We start from the raw sequence: 16,346 nt of genomic DNA, 5'->3' as shown, positions 1-16,346 counted from the left end.
GGCGCGCTGGCCTCTGCACTCTTGACCGACCCTGATTGCCCTGCTGCTGCAGCAGGCCCAGAAAGGCGAGTTCGCTGTCCGGGGTTGCGGCTTGCGTGAGTTACGCCGCCCATGGGGGTCATGAACTCAGCGAAGAGTCTCACGCAGGGCCTCCTCCATGACAGGTAGCCGGTCCAGCAGCATCAGAGCTGCCTCGTGCCGCACCTGCCCGTAGGCCTCAAGTGCGGCGTCGACGATGTGCGGTCGTTCCACTGGTACCGACAGCGGAAAGGCCGAGCAGAGCATGGCTGCACAGCCGACACGAAGCGAGAACAAGAGGTCGTCCGAGGACGCCTTCGGGTTGGCGTCCCGGTAGGCCAGGGTGAGATCGGTGTACCCGGTGAGCCAGTTCTCCGCGCTGTTGTCCAGCACGCTCTTGGGGTCGCACCCAAGACGTGCGATCTCCCAGGCGAGGTACCCGGGTGCGGGCGGTCGGAAGTCCACGATCGCGGCTACCTCGTCGTTCTTGAACAGCAGGTTGGGGCCAGCCATGTCGCCCTGCAGGATCTGAACGGTGAGCTGTGGAAGCGAAATGAGGGTGCGCTCGACGTCCCCCAAGATGGCTTGCCGCTCACGCGCCGCCTGCAGCGCCCACGTCTCGAACTCACCAAGCCTGGGTTTCTGCTGGTACGCATGGATCAGACGCTCGAAGCGGTCCCGTGAGGCGGCCACGTCGCACACCGCGGCACCAGGTTCCAGAGTGGGCGCGGCGGCGGGGTGAGTGCCGAGCCGGCTGTGGAGGCGGCCCATCGCTGTGCCGACGGCTGCCCACCGGGCACCCCTCAGGCCGCCCTCGGCGGTCTCGGTGTGCGGCACGTATGACCACAGGGAGATCGGCAGGGGGCCTTGGGCCGCGATGAGTTCGTGCTCGCGGGTGCGGGTTGCCCGCGCGGTCGCGACACCTCCGTCGGCGCAGTACTCGGACAGTTCGACCGACGCCCGCTCCAGATCCAAGTGCTCTCGAGTGCGGTAAACCTTGGCGAAGTGCCGCTGGCCAGCCTGGTCCACGACGGCGTAGTTGTCCGTCGCGGTGCCCTCCGGGATACGCGTGATGTCTGCCGGGTGCAGCCCGTACGCGAGCACCAGCGTGTCGGCGACCGCCTCGATCTGCTCTCCCTCCGCGGTGCGGCCGGGTGTGGAAGGCGCGGTGACGGGCTTGGTGGCGGGCTGGTGAGATGCGGTGGACATGGTCTCCTCGTCGATGCGCAGCGAAGTGCTCAGATGCTGAGCGGGCAGCGGGCGGTCGGTTCGATCCGGACTCGGGCATGAATCGCGGCCGCCAGCTGCGGCGGGCCGCGCCAAGTGCAGCGGGGCCGCAAGGTCGCCGGCGGACCCGGCTCCGTCAACGCGGTCATCTGATTGCGCCACCCTCGTTCGGGTTGTGGCAGTGCCCGAGCCCGACCCGGCACCACCACCAGCTGCCGACGGGGAACCGGCTGGCCAAGCCGGCACCGCGGCGCCCTGCCGCGTGAATCGGCTGATCGAGGCGCCGAACGCGGCAACCGACACCGGCTTATCGTGGCGAGAGTGACCGGTTCGGCATCGCATGGGCGAGGCGTAGGGCTGGCCGGCGGGCGGCGCGGCACCACGTAGGGGTGCTCGTCACATAGAGTGCGGGCGCCCGGGTGTCCATGCCGTTCACCAAAAGATGATCTTGGACGCCTTCGTTCTCGTCTCCGCAGGCTCCCTCGGGCGGGCCGCACCACCAGGAGGAACCAGTGTCGTCCCCGCAAGTGACCATCCCCGAGGAGAAGCTCGCCGAGGCGAAGAGGCAGCTGGGCTTCCCGCGTATCGTCGCGATCTGCGGCTCCACTCGTTTCATGGCCGAGATGGCTGAGGCCGATGTGCGAGAGACCAAGGCCGGGAGGATTGTCGTCAAGCCGGGTTGCGACCTGAAGTCGACGCACGAGCTTTGGTCCGATCCTGTCGAGGCTGAGGCACTGAAGGTTCGACTCGACGAGCTGCACCGGTCGAAGATCCTGCTCGCCGACGAGGTGCTCGTGGTCGGCGACTACATCGGAGACAGCACCCGATCCGAAATCGCCTACGCCCGGTCGCTGGGCAGGCCCGTGCGGTTCACGCACTCCGAAGTCGATCCCGGTGCCTGAGGGCCCGCCCCCGCGCCCGCCGCGAGCACTCTCTTGGACTTGATCATCCAGCGGGTGGCGTGGTGATGAAGGCGAGCTCATGCAGCGGCCGAACGCATCGCGGCCGTGATGGCGGCAGCGAGAGGCTGCCGGTGGTTCATCACGTAGAAGTGGTCGCCGTCGTACCTCTCGAGTCCGCGGAAGTGCGTGGTGAACGTCTGCCAGGAGAGCAGGCGGTCCTTGCCGATCAGCTTGTCGCGGCGGCCCCCGAACACCGAGAGCGGAACGGGCAGCGGCTCGGGGTCGTGGGGAGGAGCCCAGGTGTCCAGGAGTTTGAAGTCGCTGCGGAACACCGGGGCGAACGTGGGCCAGATGGCGTCGTTGTCGAGGAGCTTCGGTGTGCTGCCGCCGACGTTCCGCAGCCAGCCGCGCAGTTCGTCGTCGGACATCAGGTGAGGGCGGTCGTGGGTGCCGGCCTCACCTCGCGGGGCGCCGTAGGCGGACACACCCAGCCAGGTGGGGAGCGGGTCCCCCTCGTGGTGGAGCCGGCGGGTGAGCTGGTAGGCGATGAGGGCGCCCAGGCTGTGGCCGAAGAACCCGAAGGGCCGGTCGAGCAGGGGAGCGATGGCGTTGTGGAAGTAGTCGACCAGCCGGTCGCAGTCGTCGATCAGCGGGAGTGTCTGCAGGTGGCCTCGGCCGGGGGCCTCCAGGAGGCAGAGTTCCCAGTCCTGGGGGAAGTGTTCCGCCCAGCCCCGGTAGAGCAGGTGTGAGCCGCCGGCGTGGTGGAGCAGGAACAGGCGTACAGCTGGGTCGCTCAGCGGCCTCGGGCGGATGACCGGGCCGGCCGTCGTCTCGCCGATGATCTTCGAGATGATGAAGGCGTGCAGCTCGGCGAGGGTCTTGGCACCGCTGATGACCACGGTGTTCTCCGGGACGTCGTACGCGTTCTCCACGCGGGTGGAGATCTCGAGCATCAGCAGCGAGTCGATGTCGAGCTCGTCGGTGAAGTGCGCCTCGTTGGTGACCTCCTCGGGTTCGATCTCCAGTGCGCCGGCTACCAGGGCGCGGAGTTCCTCGATGCTTGCGGTCGTACTGGTCATGGGTGTTCCCCCGGCTCTTGCGTGGATGGACGAGTGGTCGGTCAAGGGGTCAGCAGCAGGACGGCTGCCGCGTCGTGGCGAGGGCCTCCGGCCGCGGCGAGCACGTTCCCGGTGGCGCCGCCCTCGAAGTGGGCAGCCGCGGCGGCGCACTGCAGGACGCCCAGCGCCCCGGACAGCGGGCCCAGCTGTGCTTCCAGGTCGATCCGGCGCGTGGCTGCGAGCAGCTGGCCCGGCCCGGCACCCGCCTCGTCCCCGAGCCACAGTCCGACGGATTCCTCCTCCGCCACACCGGCGCAGGTCAGCGCCGCGGCGAGGTCCCTGGCCCGTGCGTACCCGGTGATCGTGGCGCGCGGCCGTGCACCGCGGCAAGCGGCTGCGTCCGCCGGTTCGAGGACGGCGGCGACCGCCGCGTCGGTGGACTGCTCGCCGAGCAGTTTCGCCGTCACGTCGTTGACTGGTTCGACGCCGGCGACAACGGCCGCTTCGGCGCGCCCGGCCACGATGAGATTCCGGGCCCAGGCGAGGGCGTCCAGGCCGCTCGTGACGCCGTTGCAGACGGTGAGGTTGGGGCCGCGCAGCCCGTATCGGATGGCCACCCAGCCGGCGATGACGTTGCTTGATGTCTGGGGCAGGCCCAGCGGGCTGAGTCCCCTGACGCCTTCTCTGGCGATCGTGTCGGTGGCTGCGCAGACGCTGCCCACGTTGGTGCTGACCACGACGGCGGTCGCATCAGCCACGCCCGTGAACGTGGCGTCGGCGTCGGTCAGCCCCGCGTCGTGGAGGGCGAATTCGGCGGCCCGCAGGGCGAGCCGGGACGCGCGGTCCTTGTGGCGCAGCTCGCGGCCGCGGAGTCCGGTGGCCGGGTCGAAGCCGCCCTCGCCGGGCAGGGGTCCGAGAAGGTCGCCGTACGTCGCGACACCGTGGAGCGCCAGTCCGATGCCTGTGACGGCGACCTCCCGGACGTTCGGGTTTCTCATGTGCGCGGTGCTCGTCGTGCTCATCGGGCTGCCTCCACAATCGCGACGGCGTTGATCCCTCCGAAGCCGAACGCGTCTATCTGGGCGATGGCCAGGTCGCCAGAGACGGGGGAGCCCTGCACCAGGCCCAGCCCCGCGGCCTCGGGGATCGGATCGGCGAGTCCCAGGACTGGGGGTACCGTCCCTTCCTTCATGGCGAGCACCGCCATCACGAGGCTGAGCAGTCCCGAGCCGCCCAGAGTGTGGCCGGTCATCGCCTTGATGGCGGTCATCCGCGGACCGGGGCCGGCGCCGTCGAAGATGCGGCGCAGGACGCTCGACTCCGTCGCGTCGTTGAGGGGGGTGCCGCTGCCGTGCAGCATCACCAGGTCGATGTCGCGGGCCCGCACCCCTGCTCTGCGGTAGGCGTCGAGCACCGCGCGGGCGATGCCGTCGGGGTCAGGCGCGGTGGCGTGGTGAGCGTCGCAGTTCATGGACACACCGCGCACCCAGGCGTGCACGGGCCGGCTCCCGGTGCCGGTGCGCTGGACGACGACGGCCGCCGCGCCCTCACCCATCAGCATGCCCTTGTGCGTGGCGTCGAAGGGGCGGAGCGCGTCGGGGATGTCGTTCTGCACCCGGTCGAGCGTGCCGAAGCCGCTCTCGGTGGCGGCGTCGGTGCCCGCGACGACGACCGTGTCGGCCATTCCGAGCTCGATCATGTCGGTGGCCATGCCGAGCGCGTACAGCGTGGCTGAGCAGGCGTTGGCGAAGGTGTACGTGGTGGACGCCCCGAAGGTCTCCTTCAGGGCGGTGCCGAAGTGCAGCTCTTCGAGGTCGACTTCCGCGTCGTCACGCCACCACAGTTCGAGGCTGCGCTGCTCGCGCATGGTGGTCCCGACCAGCACGGGCACCTGGGACAGGTCCTCGTTCAGGCACGCGTCAGCGACTGCCTGACGGACCACGGTGGTGAGCCAGCTGGTGGCGCGCCGCGGTATGTCGCCACCGCCCTCGGGCCGGTCGTCGATCTCGTAGGCGTATTTCGCCCTGTAGTTGTCGGGGGCGAACGCTCGCAGAGGCTTGCGGCTCTCCTGGCCCGCGCACAACGCGGCGAATATCTCGCGGGGGTTGGCACCGATGTTGGCGACGGCGGCCATGCCCGTAATGTCCCAGGTCACGGTTGTTCAGCCGCCTTCCTGAGCTCGAAGGCGGCCAGCTTGCCGGTCGACGTGGTCGGGAGTTCGTCGAGGAACTCCAGACGGGCGGGCCGCTTGTAGGCGGCGAGGCCGCCACGGATCGCGGCGAGCACCGCGCGCCGCACCACGGCCAAGTCGGATTCCGGCTGGGCCACCAGGTACGCCACGGCCTGCTCAAGGCCGTCGGCGTCGCGGCCGCCGACCACCACGCAGTCCTGGACCCCTTCCACGTCGCGCAGGACGCCCTCAAGCTCGCTCGGCACGACCTTGTAGCCGCCCAGGTTGAGCACGTCATCGGTGCGGCACAGATGAGTAAAGGTGCCGTCCGGCGCACGGCGCACCACGTCGCCGGTGTAGGCGCCGCCGTCGGTAAAAGTGACTGCTGCGGCCTCCGGGCGACCGATGTAGCCAAGGGCGACCGTCGGGCCGGCGATGTGCAGCCGGCCCTCCTGGCCGTCGGCAACGGGCGTGCCGTCCGAGGTGCGGACGGTGGTCGTGGTCCCGGGCACCGGGATGCCGAAGGTGCCCGGCTGCTCCTTCCCCGGTGTTGTGCCGACGACGATGTAGAGGACCTCGGTTGCGCCGAGGCCATTGAGCAGTTGGGCCTGGAAGGCGGTGCGGATCCTCTCGCTGAGCGGGCCCGGGAGATTCTCGCCCGCCGCCACGCACAGCCGCACGGAGTCGACGCAGTCGGTGGCGAGCGTGGTCCCGGAGGCGTTCAGCAGCGCCGCGTACAGCCGCGGGACGGAGAACAGCACGGTGGGCCGGTGGCGTTGCATCGCGGCGGCGAGGGAGTGAACGTCGACCGTGCCGCGGATGAGCGCGACGCGGGAGCCGGCCGCCAGGGGGCACAGGACGGAGCTACCGAAGCCGTAGCCGAAGCTCATCCGGGCGCTGGACAGCACGGTGTCCTCGGGAGTCAGACCCAGGACCGTGCCGATGCCGTCGGCCATGGCCGCGATCGCGCCCGCCGAGTGTCGCACCCCCTTGGGCATGCCAGTGCTTCCGGATGTGTACTGCACGAGCGCCTCACGGCCCACGCTCCACGCGGCGGGGAGCCCGGCCTCCTGCGGGCGGTGCGCGGGGCCGGCCTTGGCCGTTGCCAGAGCAGCGCGGACGTCAGCGCCGGAGAACCGGGGGGGGCGTGGCGAACAGTTCCTCCAGGGCGCGTTGCCGCGTGGAGGTCGCGTCCAGGTGCACCATCGCGGCGGCGCAGTCGTCGGCGACGTAGCGGACTTCGTCGTCCGTGAGCGCCGGACTGATCACCACCGGGACGCAGCCGTGCCACCACAAGCCCAGGCCGACGACCACGAAGCTGTACGGGTCCGCGTCCAAGAATCTGGACGGTGTGCCGTTCGCGGATGAGGATGAGGCGTTCACCTTTGGCCTCGACCGGGAGTCCGACGTGCGGAACCATCGGGGCCGGAGGGTGGCTACCCCGATCAACATGGCGGACTACTGCGACCTCTGGTTCGAAGGGGTCAGTCTGCGCAGCAACTCCATGTTGTCGTACAAGTCCCGGCTGTCGGCTGTGATTCGCCCCTATTGGGTGCAGAGTACGGTGGACGAGATCACGCCCATCCAGTACGACGCGTTCAGGAAATTCGTGCAAGCCAAATACTCGCACAACTACGCGAAGGCGGTACTGGGTACATTTAAGATGATCATGGATGATGCGGTAGTGAAGTACAAATACCGCGAGGAGTCGCCCATCGTGGAGCAGAAGCGGCGAGGCCTGTACAAGAAGAAGCAGGTGCGTCGAGTCAAGCGGCAGCTGTCCACCCGATCCGTGCACCAGGCGGCCCAGAACGCCTACTACGTATGGGGATTCGCTGGGTGGACCTATATCTGGACCATCGCCTTCACCGGACTGCGGCCGCCGGGCGAGATGTTCGGACTGCAGCGAGGCTACGCCTCGCCGTACTGGCCCGCCTCCGAGCCGGACGCCGAGCTGCGCGAGGAGGCCCTCCAGCGGTACGAGTCCCTCCACGCTCTCCGGGTGCAGTACCAGACCTATCGGGCCGACAAGAGGGCAGTGCTGGCTGCGCCGAAGTACGACAGCTGGAGGACGATCGTCATCCCGCAGTTCCTGCACGAGATGCACCAGGCCCTCCTGGCGTCGCACGACCAGCCGTGGGTGTTCCTGTCGATGCAGGGCAAGCCGCTGTTGAGCACGAACTTCGATAACACCTACTGGTTTCCGATCCGGGACGGCGCCGAGGAGCGCGCCTCCGGGCCTCGGTACGAGCGGTGGGCCCGGCCAGCGCTGCCGGCCGTCGAGGAGATGGCTGGAGAGGACATCTATCGGCTGCGGCACTGGCACAAGGCGAAGTTGGACGAGCCGGGCGACATCCCACGGGTGGCAGCCGAGGAGCGGATGGGCCATGAGCTGCCGGGAGTGGAGGGAACCTACAGTGAGGTAACACTCGCGATGGAGGAGCGGATAGCTGGGTACTTCCAGAGAGTGTGGGAGAAGGAAGTGGTGGGGGCCGCGCTGTGGACGCCGACTTTTCCCACGCCTCTCCCAGATAGTCCCGCGAATCCGGCTCCGTCGCTGTTCAGCGGCCTTCCCATCCTGGAGTACGAATGATCGTCTGGATCAACGGTGCGTTCGGTGCGGGGAAGACCACGACCGCACGGGAACTGATCGAGCTGATCCCGAACAGCGCGCTCTTCGACCCCGAGGTCATCGGCGGGGCGCTCAGTCAGCTGCTTCCGCCCAAACGCCTCGCCGAGGTGGGTGACTTCCAGGACCTTCCCATCTGGCGCCGGCTCGTGATCGACACGGCGGCGGCGATGCTCGCCGAACTCGGCGGGACCCTGGTGGTCCCCATGACCCTGCTGAGACAGGAGTACCGTGACGAGATCTTCGGCGGCCTCGCGGCCCGCCGGATTCCGGTCCGGCATGTCCTCCTCGCTCCGGCGGAAACGATCCTGCGTGAGCGAATAGCGGGCCGGGAGGTTCCGCCGGACCTCCCGGACGGCGAGATGCGGATCCGGCAGTGGTCCTACGACCACATCGAGCCGTACAAAGCCGCTCTGGCCTCCTGGCTCACCGCCGACGCCTACCCCGTCGGCACCGGCTCGCTCAGCCCGTACGACACCGCCGTCCGGATCGTCGAGGCGGTCGGCAGCGGTGAGGTGTCCGCCTGCGACATCGTGCAGACACCCGAGCCGACCGCCGAGACCGTCGCCGCCGGTGTCCTCCTCTTCGACGAGCGCGACAGAGTACTGCTCGTCGACCCGACGTACAAGCCGGGCTGGGAGTTCCCCGGCGGAGTCGTCGAACCCGGTGAGGCACCCGCGCGCGCGGGTGTCCGCGAAGTCGCCGAGGAGACCGGCATCCGCCTCGACGACGTACCGGCCCTGCTCGTCGTCGACTGGGAACCGCCCGCACCACCCGCCTACGGCGGCCTGCGCCTGCTCTTCGACGGCGGCCGCCTCGCCGCCGCCGATGCCGCGCGGCTGCTGCTGCCCGGCCCCGAACTGCGCGACTGGCGCTTCGTCTCCGAGACGGAGGCCGCCGACATGCTGCCCCCGGTCCGCTACGAACGGCTCCGCCGTGCCCTGCGGGCACGGGAACGCGGGAAGGCGATGTATCTGGAAGCCGGGGTACCGGTCGGCTGACGTCCGGCACCCGACCGGACCTCGCACGCTGTCCCGCGGGCCGGGCCGCGCGGGTGGGATCAGCCCGTGGACCCGGCCGCGGACGCGTAGGCGCGCAGGAACAGTGCCTCCGTGACCGACAGCCGCTCCAGCTCGTCGGGCGAGACGCTCTCGTTCACCGCGTGGATCCGGGCCTCCGGCTCACTCAGGCCGATGAGCAGGATCTCCGCCTGCGGGTAGAGGGCCGCGAGGGTGCTGCACAGCGGGATGGAGCCGCCCTGTCCCGCACAGCTCATCTCCTGGCCCGGGTACGCGACCGCCATCGCGTCGGCCATGGCCCGGTAGGCCGGGCTGCTGGTGTCGGCGCGGAACGCCTGCCCCTGTCCGATGTGCTCGGTGCTCACCTGCGCGCCCCACGGCGTGTGCGCCTCCAGATGCGCCTGGAGCAGCTTGGTCGCCTCGGCCGCGTCGACACCCGGCGGAACGCGCAGGCTGATCAGCGCGCGGGCGCTCGCCTGTACGGACGGGGTCGCGCCGAGGACCGGCGGGCAGTCGATGCCGAGGACGGTGACGGCCGGGCGGGCCCAGATGCGGTCGGCGACCGTGCCGGAGCCGATCAGCTCCACGCCGTCGAGGACCCTGGCGTCCTTGCGGAACTGCTCGTCGTCGTACTGCAGCCCTTCCCAGGTGCTGTCGCGGGTGAGCCCGTCGACGGTGGTGCTGCCGTCCTCGGCGCGCAGCGAGTCCAGGACGCGGACCAGGGCGGCCAGGGCGTCGGGTGCGGCGCCGCCGAACTGGCCCGAGTGCAGGTTGCCTTCGAGGGTGTCGACGCGCAGCCGTACGAGCGTCATGCCGCGCAGGGTGGCGGTCACCGTCGGCAGACCGGCGCGGAAGTTGCCGCTGTCGCCGATGACGACGGCGTCGGCCGCCAGCAGTTCGGGATGCTGCTCGGCGTACCGCTCCAGGCCACCGGTGCCCTGTTCCTCCGAACCCTCGGCGATCACCTTGACGTTGACGGGAATGCCGCCGTCGGCCCTGAGAGCGCGCAGCGCCAGCAGGTGCATGATCACACCGCCCTTGCAGTCGGCGGTCCCGCGCCCGTACCAGCGGCCGTTCCGCTCGGTCAGCTCGAACGGCGGGGTGTCCCAGCCGGCCTCGTCCAGCGGCGGCTGCACGTCGTAGTGGGCGTACAGGAGCACCGTCCTGGCACCCTCGGGGCCGGGGAGGTAGCCGTACACCGACTGCGTGCCGTCCGGGGTGTCGAGGAGGGCCACGTCCTGGAACCCCTCGGCCGTGAGCGCGTCGGCGACCCAGCGTGCGGCGCCCTCGCTCTCGCTGCGCGGGAACTGTTCGAAGTCCGCCACGGACTTGAAGGCCACCAGTTCGGCGAGCTCCTCCTTCGCCCTGGGCATCAGCGAGGCGACGGTCATGGCGACCTGATTCGACGACATGGGCACGCTCCTTGTGGGTGCGACGTTGTACGGATGCGTACTTCGTGAGCGAGGCGATCGTGGAGCACGGGTGAGGCCCGGTGTACGGGGCACCCATGCCGCACGATCCTCCCACAGCGGCCCCGAGTGATCGTCGCCGTAGTATGCGGTGGACAGACGGGGGCACCCCCTGCTCGATCGAAGCCGGGAGCTGGGGGGAGACAGGCGGCTGGATCGGGAGCAGTAGACCATCGTGAGCAGCGAGAACTCTTCGGCGGACGACGCGCGGCAGGTATGGGACGTCGTGGTGGTGGGCGCGGGACCCGCGGGGGCCTCGGCCGCCTACGCGGCAGCGGTTGCGGGACGGCGCGTGCTGTTGCTGGAGAAGGCGGAACTGCCGCGTTACAAAACGTGCGGCGGCGGCATCATCGGCCCCTCGCGCGACTGTCTGCCGCCCGGCTTCGAGCTCCCGCTCAAGGACCGGGTGCATGCGGTGACGTTCTCGAACAACGGCCGTTTCACCCGTACCCGCCGGTCCCGGCAGATGCTGTTCGGGCTGATCAACCGGCCCGAGTTCGACCACCAGCTGGTGGAACACGCGCAGAAGGCCGGCGCCGAGGTGCGCACCGGCGCAGCCGTGCAGCGGGTCGAGCAGCACGGCTCGGCCGTACCGGACCGCCGCACGGTCGCCCTTGTCCTGCAAGGTGGCGAGACCGTGCTCGCACGGGCCGTGGTCGGCGCGGACGGCAGCGCCGGCCGCATAGGAGCACATGTCGGGGTCAAGGTGGACCAGGTCGACCTGGGCCTGGAGGCGGAGATCCCGGTGCCGGACACCGTCGCCGAGGACTGGAAGGGGCGGGTGCTCATCGACTGGGGCCCGATGCCCGGCAGTTACGGCTGGGTTTTCCCCAAGGGCGACACGCTCACCGTCGGCGTGATCTCCCGACGCGGTGAAGGCGCCGCGACCAAGCGGTACCTGGAGGACTTCATCGGACGGCTCGGTCTCGCCGGCTTCGAACCGAGTGTCTCCTCCGGTCACTTGACCCGGTGCCGGACGGACGACTCGCCGCTGTCGCGCGGACGGGTGCTCGTGTGCGGGGACGCGGCCGGGCTGCTGGAACCGTGGACCCGTGAGGGCATCTCGTTCGCGCTGCGCTCGGGCCGGCTGGCGGGGGAGTGGGCGGTGCGCATCGCCGAGGCCCACGACGCCGTGGACACCCGTCGGCAGGCGCTGAACTACGCCTTCGCGGTCAAGGCGGGACTCGGTACCGAAATGAGTGTGGGCAAGCGGATGCTGGCCGCGTTCGAGCGGCGCCCCGGGGTGTTCCACGCCGTCCTCACCGGCTTCCGGCCCGCCTGGAAAGCCTTCCGGGACATCACCCGCGGTTCGACGACCCTCGGCGAGCTGGTCCGTACCCATCCGCTGGCCCACCGCGCCATGACCGCGCTGGACCGGCGTCCCGCGGGCGGCGGCTCCGCTGCCGGGGACGGGCCCGGTGCCGGAGGCGGGGCCGAGGCCGAAACAGCGGCCGGTGGAGCGTCCGAGGCCGGGGGCACGTCCGCCGGTTCGTGACCGTGATCCGGAAGACCGGGTGGTCGGGGGCGATGCGGCACGGGCGGCGATGGCGACACTCCGGGCAGGGCATCCGCTGCTCGCCCGTCCGCCGCAGCGGTGGCTGCCGCCGACCGGTGACGCCGCTGCCTCCTGGAACGAGGAGATGGTGATCGTGTCCTGGGCGGCGGCGGAACCGGCCGGGACCGCGGGACCGGCCGCCGCTGAGGGCACCGGCCGGCCTCGGCCCGGCCGGTGGGGCCTCCGCCCGCCGCCCGGCCGGCAGTCCGCTCACCGCCAAGACCCGCGTCAGCCGCGCCATGGCCGAACCCGGCGTCCGCGACCGCACCCCGCGGGTCTTCCCGGCCCACCGTCGGACCTGGCCCGGCCGGTCCGGTCCGGTCCGGCTGATCCGGTGCCCGGAACCGCATCAGCACACTGATCACCCGAACGAGGAAGAGGACCGGCGCAAGCACCACCCCGGCGCCGAGCAGCAGCCCTTCGACGGCATCGGGGAGAGTGAAGAGCAGCGCCGGGCCCGCCGCGGCGCCGAAGACGACCGCAGCGGCGAACGCCGCGCTGCACAGCGCGTAGCCGGTCTCGTCGGTGATCGCATCCCGCTCGGCCTGAGTTCGCCGCACCCGTAACCCCTCACCCGTGTAACCTGCTTGGCCTTCCGTGAAGTCAAGCCGCCCGGATCCGGGCGGACAAGGAGCCCCGAGCGCGTACGTGGCGTGGGCGGCGTGCCTGCTACGGTGCGGCCATGGCGGCGAAGCAGGTCGAGCAGGCGCTCGTGCAGCAGTGGCGGGACATCCTGGCCCTGCATGCGCGCACGCAGTGCGAACTCGACCGTGCACTGCACGAACACGGCCTGTGCGGAAGTGACTTCGAAGTCCTCGACATCCTCGCGGGCGCGCTGCGCGGCTGTTCCTGCCGCATCCAGGAGATCGCCGAACGCGTCCACCTGAGCCAGAGCGCGCTGTCCCGGCTGATCGCCCGTCTGGAGCGGGAAGGGCTCGCCGAACGGGGCTTGTGCGCGGAGGACCGGCGGGGCGTGCGGGTCTCGCTGACGGAGAAGGGGCGCGCGCTGCACGACGAGATACTGCCCGTGCAGCGCGCGGTGCTGGCCCGGATGCTCACGCGCGACTGACCCGGGGCTCCCGGCCCAGGATTCCTGCGAACCGCAGACGTCCACGGACAGGAGCGTGCCGTACGCGGCCGTGGCCGGTGGAGGAAGGGGTGGCGGGCCGCCCCTTCCCTCGGCCAGAGGCCAGGCCGGGTCCGTCTTGCGGGTCGCGGACCCGGTCACCGTGGCCGCTGCCGCGAGTACCGCCACGCCGGTCGGGGCGGCCGGAAGGCCGAACCGATCCGCCGTCGAGCACCACGCGCCCCGGCTCTTCCCGTCGCTGCAGATGCCGGGAAGGCCGATGACCAGCAGGCAACTCGCCCGTCGACTGCTCGGCACCGGACCTTCCACCGGAGCGGGACGATGCGCGGCCCTGCTCGATCTCTGCACGCACATCCCTCCAGGCATTTTCCCACGCCTCCTCGGGACCGGTCCTTCGACTGCCGAGCACTGGTCGGCCGGGGCCGTCAGAACCGCCTGCGCAGCCGAGGCCGCCCGCCGACCGGACGGCTGGGAGCGATCACGCAGAAGACGCCATCCCGGCGCCTGGCCGGCGCCCGGCTGCGACGGGCCGCACCGGCCAGGCCGGGTGACACCCGTCGGTGCGGCGCCGTACCGGCGGCGACGTGTGGTGACACCGGACTTCGTGGGGCGGCGAACTCGTCCACGTCTCCACGTGTGTGCGGGGCGACACGGCGGAACGGTTCCGCTCGGCACGGCGGTCCGGGGAACATGGCCGCGGACACCAAGGGCCGGGGCCGCGCCGTTGTCGGGGGACGCGACCGGGCCGCGCCATCCGGGGGGATGCCATGGACACAGCCGTACGCACACGGACGACGGGCAGGGGACGCGGGGTGCTGGAGGGGGCGTTCGCGCTGCTGGAAGCCCTGCGGCAGCACGGCGACGAGGCAGGGGTGACCGAACTGGCGGTCGCTTGCGGAGTACCCAAGAGCACCGCCCACCGGCTGCTGGAGCAGCTGGTGGCCCTGGGGGCAGTGGAGCGCCGTGGCCTGCGCTACCGGCTGGGCGCGCAGCTCTACCGGCTCGGCCAGGCGTGGCAGCCGCACCCGGGGTTGCGCGGGGCGGGACGCCTGCCGCTGCACCGGCTGAGGGCCGCCACCGGAGGCAGTGTGGTGCTGGCGGTGATGCGCGAGGAACGGGCCCTGACCGTCTGTTCGGTGCCCGGCCGGGTGGAGCCACTCGTGCCGGTCCGTAACGGCGAGGAGTTCTCGCTGGACACGGCGCTGGGCAAGGCGCTGCGGGGCCCGGTGCGCAGCGGCGCCGTACTGGACCGGGAGGATGTGGTGGCCGGGGTCTGCTGCGCCGCGCTGCCGGTGCGGTCCCCGGCGGGGGCCGTGGTAGGGGCGGTGGCCGTGATGGTCGAGGCCGGTCAGCGGCTGGAGGTGGCAGCGGGCCGGGTCGCCGAAGCGGCCGCCGCCGTCACCCGTGCACTGGGCCGGTCCGGGATCGAGGTGCGTCCGTGAGGGCGCGTCCGGCCGCGTTCCGCTCAGTGGAACGCGCGTAGATGTGAGCCGGTAGAGGCGGGCAGGGTGGATGCGTGCCGGGGGACGGCACGGGCCTCGCAGGACCACGCGGGGCCACCACCTCATCCAAGGGGGAACCAGCCATGCGTGGAATCGTTCGAGTGGCCACGGCCGCTCTGTTCTCGCTGGGCAGCGTCGCCGGGTTCGCCGGGACGGCCCAGGCCGAACCGATCGACTACGTCCGCATCGAACTGCTGGAGCTGACCTGTCACCAGCAGAGCGAGGGCGATCACGACGAGGCCTACCTGAAGGTCACCGACGCCAACGGCAACGCCGTCAAGGTGTGGCCGGGAAGCCTCAAGTACCAGACGATGGGCGCGGGGTATGTCCGGTCGATGACCGACGGCAACGGCAAAGCGGCCCTCGTCCTCGGCAGGCAGCAGGCGCGCACCATGACGCTGTGGGACTACGACACGACGAGCGGCGACGACAAGCTGGGTTCGACGCTCGCGACGGGCAGTGAGGCGGGTGCCGAGATCCAGTACCGCTCGCTCGAGGGGTCCGGCGGCGTCTACACCATCGCCTACCGGGTCATCGACATCTGACGGTCCCGGCGCCCTCGCGTCGACAGTCTGCCGGGCGGGTGCTCCCCACCCGCCCGGCGACGAACCGCACGCCCCATCGGCGCGATCACCGGATGGGGCGGTGGACATTGTCCCCGGCCGGCGGGCCGGGGGTGCCGTCGGCGATCCAGGCGCCGTCGCCGCTCGGGTCGATGGCGCCCTCCTCCAGCCAGGTGTACGTGCCGGACAGGACGTCCTTGACGACCCTGCGGCCGAGGTCGTCGGTGTTGTTCCGGAGTCGGCAGAACGGCCCCTCGACCGGGTGTCCGAGGCGAGAACGACCTCTGAGGCGCTATTCCGAGCAGACGGACACCCGAACCTACCGAGACCGGGTGGGCGGAGGGGGCCGACGGCCGGCGCGCCCAGCCCCGCGCCGGCCGTGCCACCCGGGCTGAGCGCGGCGTGGAAGCCCGGCATGACGGGGCGCCGCAGCACGGCCACCAGACCGACGGCCGCACTGCTGAAGGCGACGTCGATACCGCCGTGGGCCGCGCCGAACACCAGAAGCACGGCGCCGGGCGCGGGCGCGGAGTGGGTGAGCGGCGGCAGGCCGCCACTGAGGCAGAGCAGGACCGCGCAGACCACGGTGACAGGACGACTGCCGTAGCGGGGCACAGCCGGCCGGTGAAGACCATGATGACGACGGCCCCGGCGGAGACCCCGAACAGGGCGGGCCCCAGCCCGCTCGCGGAGGTGCCGGTCTGCTCCTCGACGGCGGGAACGCGCACGACCCAGCCGGCGAGGACGAAGCCGTCGAGCACCAAGAGGAGGGGCAGGGAGAGGAGGAGGCGGGCGAGGCCGGAGCGGCATGGGGAAAGGCGTCGATACCGCCGTGGGAGTGGCTCTGTAACCCGTGTGAACGCCTCGAATGGTGGGAGTCGGATCCATGACTGACGGTAGATCACGTCGGGGCTCGGTCCATGTGCTGACGTGGCGTCAGCAGCCGGGGCCACCGACGGAAGGACACTCGGATGCGCTCTGCCCGCATGCTGCTCGCCACCGCGACGGCCACCGCGGCCCTCGTGGTCTCGGCGCCCACAGCCTTCTCCATCACGATGGGCGACGGGGAGCACGACAAGTCTTCCTACAGCAAGGAGCACGACAAGGACAGCAGCCACGACAAGGACAGCAGCTACGACAAGCCCAG

The 16,346-nt window shown here is 70.8% G+C and carries 14 protein-coding genes and 3 pseudogenes; 7 read left to right on the top strand and 10 right to left on the bottom strand.

Features of this window, described 5'->3' with window-relative positions:
- Positions 1 to 126: 126 nt before the first annotated feature.
- Positions 127 to 1,227, bottom strand: a complete 1,101-nt coding sequence (locus tag TU30_RS24945; protein ID WP_234307980.1) for a phosphotransferase — start codon at positions 1,225 to 1,227, stop codon at positions 127 to 129.
- A 530-nt stretch (positions 1,228 to 1,757) separates the two neighbouring features.
- On the opposite strand from TU30_RS24945, the gene TU30_RS24940 reads away from it, so the two are divergent.
- Positions 1,758 to 2,147 (top strand): hypothetical protein, encoded by a 390-nt coding sequence (locus tag TU30_RS24940; RefSeq protein WP_042173805.1) that lies wholly within the window; start codon positions 1,758 to 1,760, stop codon positions 2,145 to 2,147.
- Between the two features lie 77 nt (positions 2,148 to 2,224).
- On the opposite strand, the gene TU30_RS24935 is transcribed toward TU30_RS24940, so the two are convergent.
- The 5 genes from TU30_RS24935 to TU30_RS37615 form a co-directional block, all read right to left on the bottom strand.
- Positions 2,225 to 3,226: a thioesterase domain-containing protein gene (locus tag TU30_RS24935; protein WP_052479904.1), complete on the bottom strand. Its 1,002-nt coding sequence runs from the start codon at positions 3,224 to 3,226 to the stop codon at positions 2,225 to 2,227.
- A 41-nt stretch (positions 3,227 to 3,267) separates the two neighbouring features.
- Positions 3,268 to 4,227, bottom strand: a complete 960-nt coding sequence (locus TU30_RS24930; protein WP_042173803.1) for a beta-ketoacyl synthase N-terminal-like domain-containing protein — start codon at positions 4,225 to 4,227, stop codon at positions 3,268 to 3,270.
- Complete coding sequence (locus TU30_RS24925; RefSeq protein ID WP_042173801.1) at positions 4,224 to 5,360, bottom strand: beta-ketoacyl synthase N-terminal-like domain-containing protein; 1,137 nt, start codon at positions 5,358 to 5,360, stop codon at positions 4,224 to 4,226. The genes TU30_RS24930 and TU30_RS24925 overlap by 4 nt, the downstream gene beginning before the upstream one ends.
- Positions 5,357 to 6,373 (bottom strand): AMP-binding protein, encoded by a 1,017-nt coding sequence (locus TU30_RS24920; RefSeq protein WP_052479903.1) that lies wholly within the window; start codon positions 6,371 to 6,373, stop codon positions 5,357 to 5,359. Before TU30_RS24920 ends, TU30_RS24925 begins: the two co-directional genes overlap by 4 nt.
- Positions 6,374 to 6,497: 124 nt before the next feature.
- Positions 6,498 to 6,713, bottom strand: a complete 216-nt coding sequence (locus TU30_RS37615; RefSeq protein ID WP_052479902.1) for an AMP-binding protein — start codon at positions 6,711 to 6,713, stop codon at positions 6,498 to 6,500.
- A 13-nt stretch (positions 6,714 to 6,726) separates the two neighbouring features.
- Between TU30_RS37615 and TU30_RS24915 the strand changes: the two genes are divergently transcribed.
- Together TU30_RS24915 and TU30_RS24910 are read left to right on the top strand one after the other, a co-directional pair.
- Complete coding sequence (locus TU30_RS24915) at positions 6,727 to 7,968, top strand: hypothetical protein (RefSeq protein ID WP_052479901.1); 1,242 nt, start codon at positions 6,727 to 6,729, stop codon at positions 7,966 to 7,968.
- The gene (locus TU30_RS24910) at positions 7,965 to 9,005 is read left to right on the top strand and encodes an NUDIX hydrolase (protein WP_042173799.1); all 1,041 of its coding nucleotides are present in this window, start codon (positions 7,965 to 7,967) and stop codon (positions 9,003 to 9,005) included. The genes TU30_RS24915 and TU30_RS24910 overlap by 4 nt, the downstream gene beginning before the upstream one ends.
- A 59-nt stretch (positions 9,006 to 9,064) precedes the next feature.
- Here TU30_RS24910 and TU30_RS24905 read toward each other — a convergent pair whose 3' ends face one another.
- The gene (locus tag TU30_RS24905) at positions 9,065 to 10,435 is read right to left on the bottom strand and encodes a dipeptidase (RefSeq protein ID WP_042173797.1); all 1,371 of its coding nucleotides are present in this window, start codon (positions 10,433 to 10,435) and stop codon (positions 9,065 to 9,067) included.
- A gap of 232 nt (positions 10,436 to 10,667) precedes the next feature.
- Between TU30_RS24905 and TU30_RS24900 the strand changes: the two genes are divergently transcribed.
- Positions 10,668 to 11,987, top strand: a complete 1,320-nt coding sequence (locus TU30_RS24900) for a geranylgeranyl reductase family protein (RefSeq protein WP_042173795.1) — start codon at positions 10,668 to 10,670, stop codon at positions 11,985 to 11,987.
- Positions 11,988 to 12,355: 368 nt separating this feature from the next.
- On the opposite strand, the pseudogene TU30_RS37610 reads toward TU30_RS24900, so the two are convergent.
- Positions 12,356 to 12,607: pseudogene (locus TU30_RS37610) on the bottom strand (DUF6332 family protein); the annotation flags it as partial.
- Positions 12,608 to 12,729: 122 nt separating this feature from the next.
- Between TU30_RS37610 and TU30_RS24890 the strand changes: the two are divergent.
- From TU30_RS24890 to TU30_RS24880, 3 genes are all read left to right on the top strand, one after another.
- Positions 12,730 to 13,116: a MarR family winged helix-turn-helix transcriptional regulator gene (locus tag TU30_RS24890; protein WP_042173792.1), complete on the top strand. Its 387-nt coding sequence runs from the start codon at positions 12,730 to 12,732 to the stop codon at positions 13,114 to 13,116.
- 785 nt (positions 13,117 to 13,901) lie between these two features.
- Positions 13,902 to 14,576, top strand: a complete 675-nt coding sequence (locus TU30_RS24885; protein ID WP_042173789.1) for a helix-turn-helix domain-containing protein — start codon at positions 13,902 to 13,904, stop codon at positions 14,574 to 14,576.
- 143 nt (positions 14,577 to 14,719) lie between these two features.
- Positions 14,720 to 15,181, top strand: coding sequence for a hypothetical protein (locus TU30_RS24880; protein WP_042173787.1), 462 nt, complete (start codon positions 14,720 to 14,722; stop codon positions 15,179 to 15,181).
- 85 nt (positions 15,182 to 15,266) lie between these two features.
- Here TU30_RS24880 and TU30_RS37605 read toward each other — a convergent pair.
- Positions 15,267 to 15,458: pseudogene (locus TU30_RS37605) on the bottom strand (hypothetical protein); the annotation flags it as partial.
- A gap of 74 nt (positions 15,459 to 15,532) precedes the next feature.
- A pseudogene (locus tag TU30_RS37600) lies at positions 15,533 to 15,975 on the bottom strand (MFS transporter); the annotation flags it as partial.
- Positions 15,976 to 16,346: the final 371 nt, after the last annotated feature.

It is taken from the genome of Streptomyces sp. NBRC 110035, assembly GCF_000829695.1.
Lineage (GTDB): Bacteria > Actinomycetota > Actinomycetes > Streptomycetales > Streptomycetaceae > Streptomyces.
This window is presented reverse-complemented; position numbering and strand designations above follow the sequence as displayed.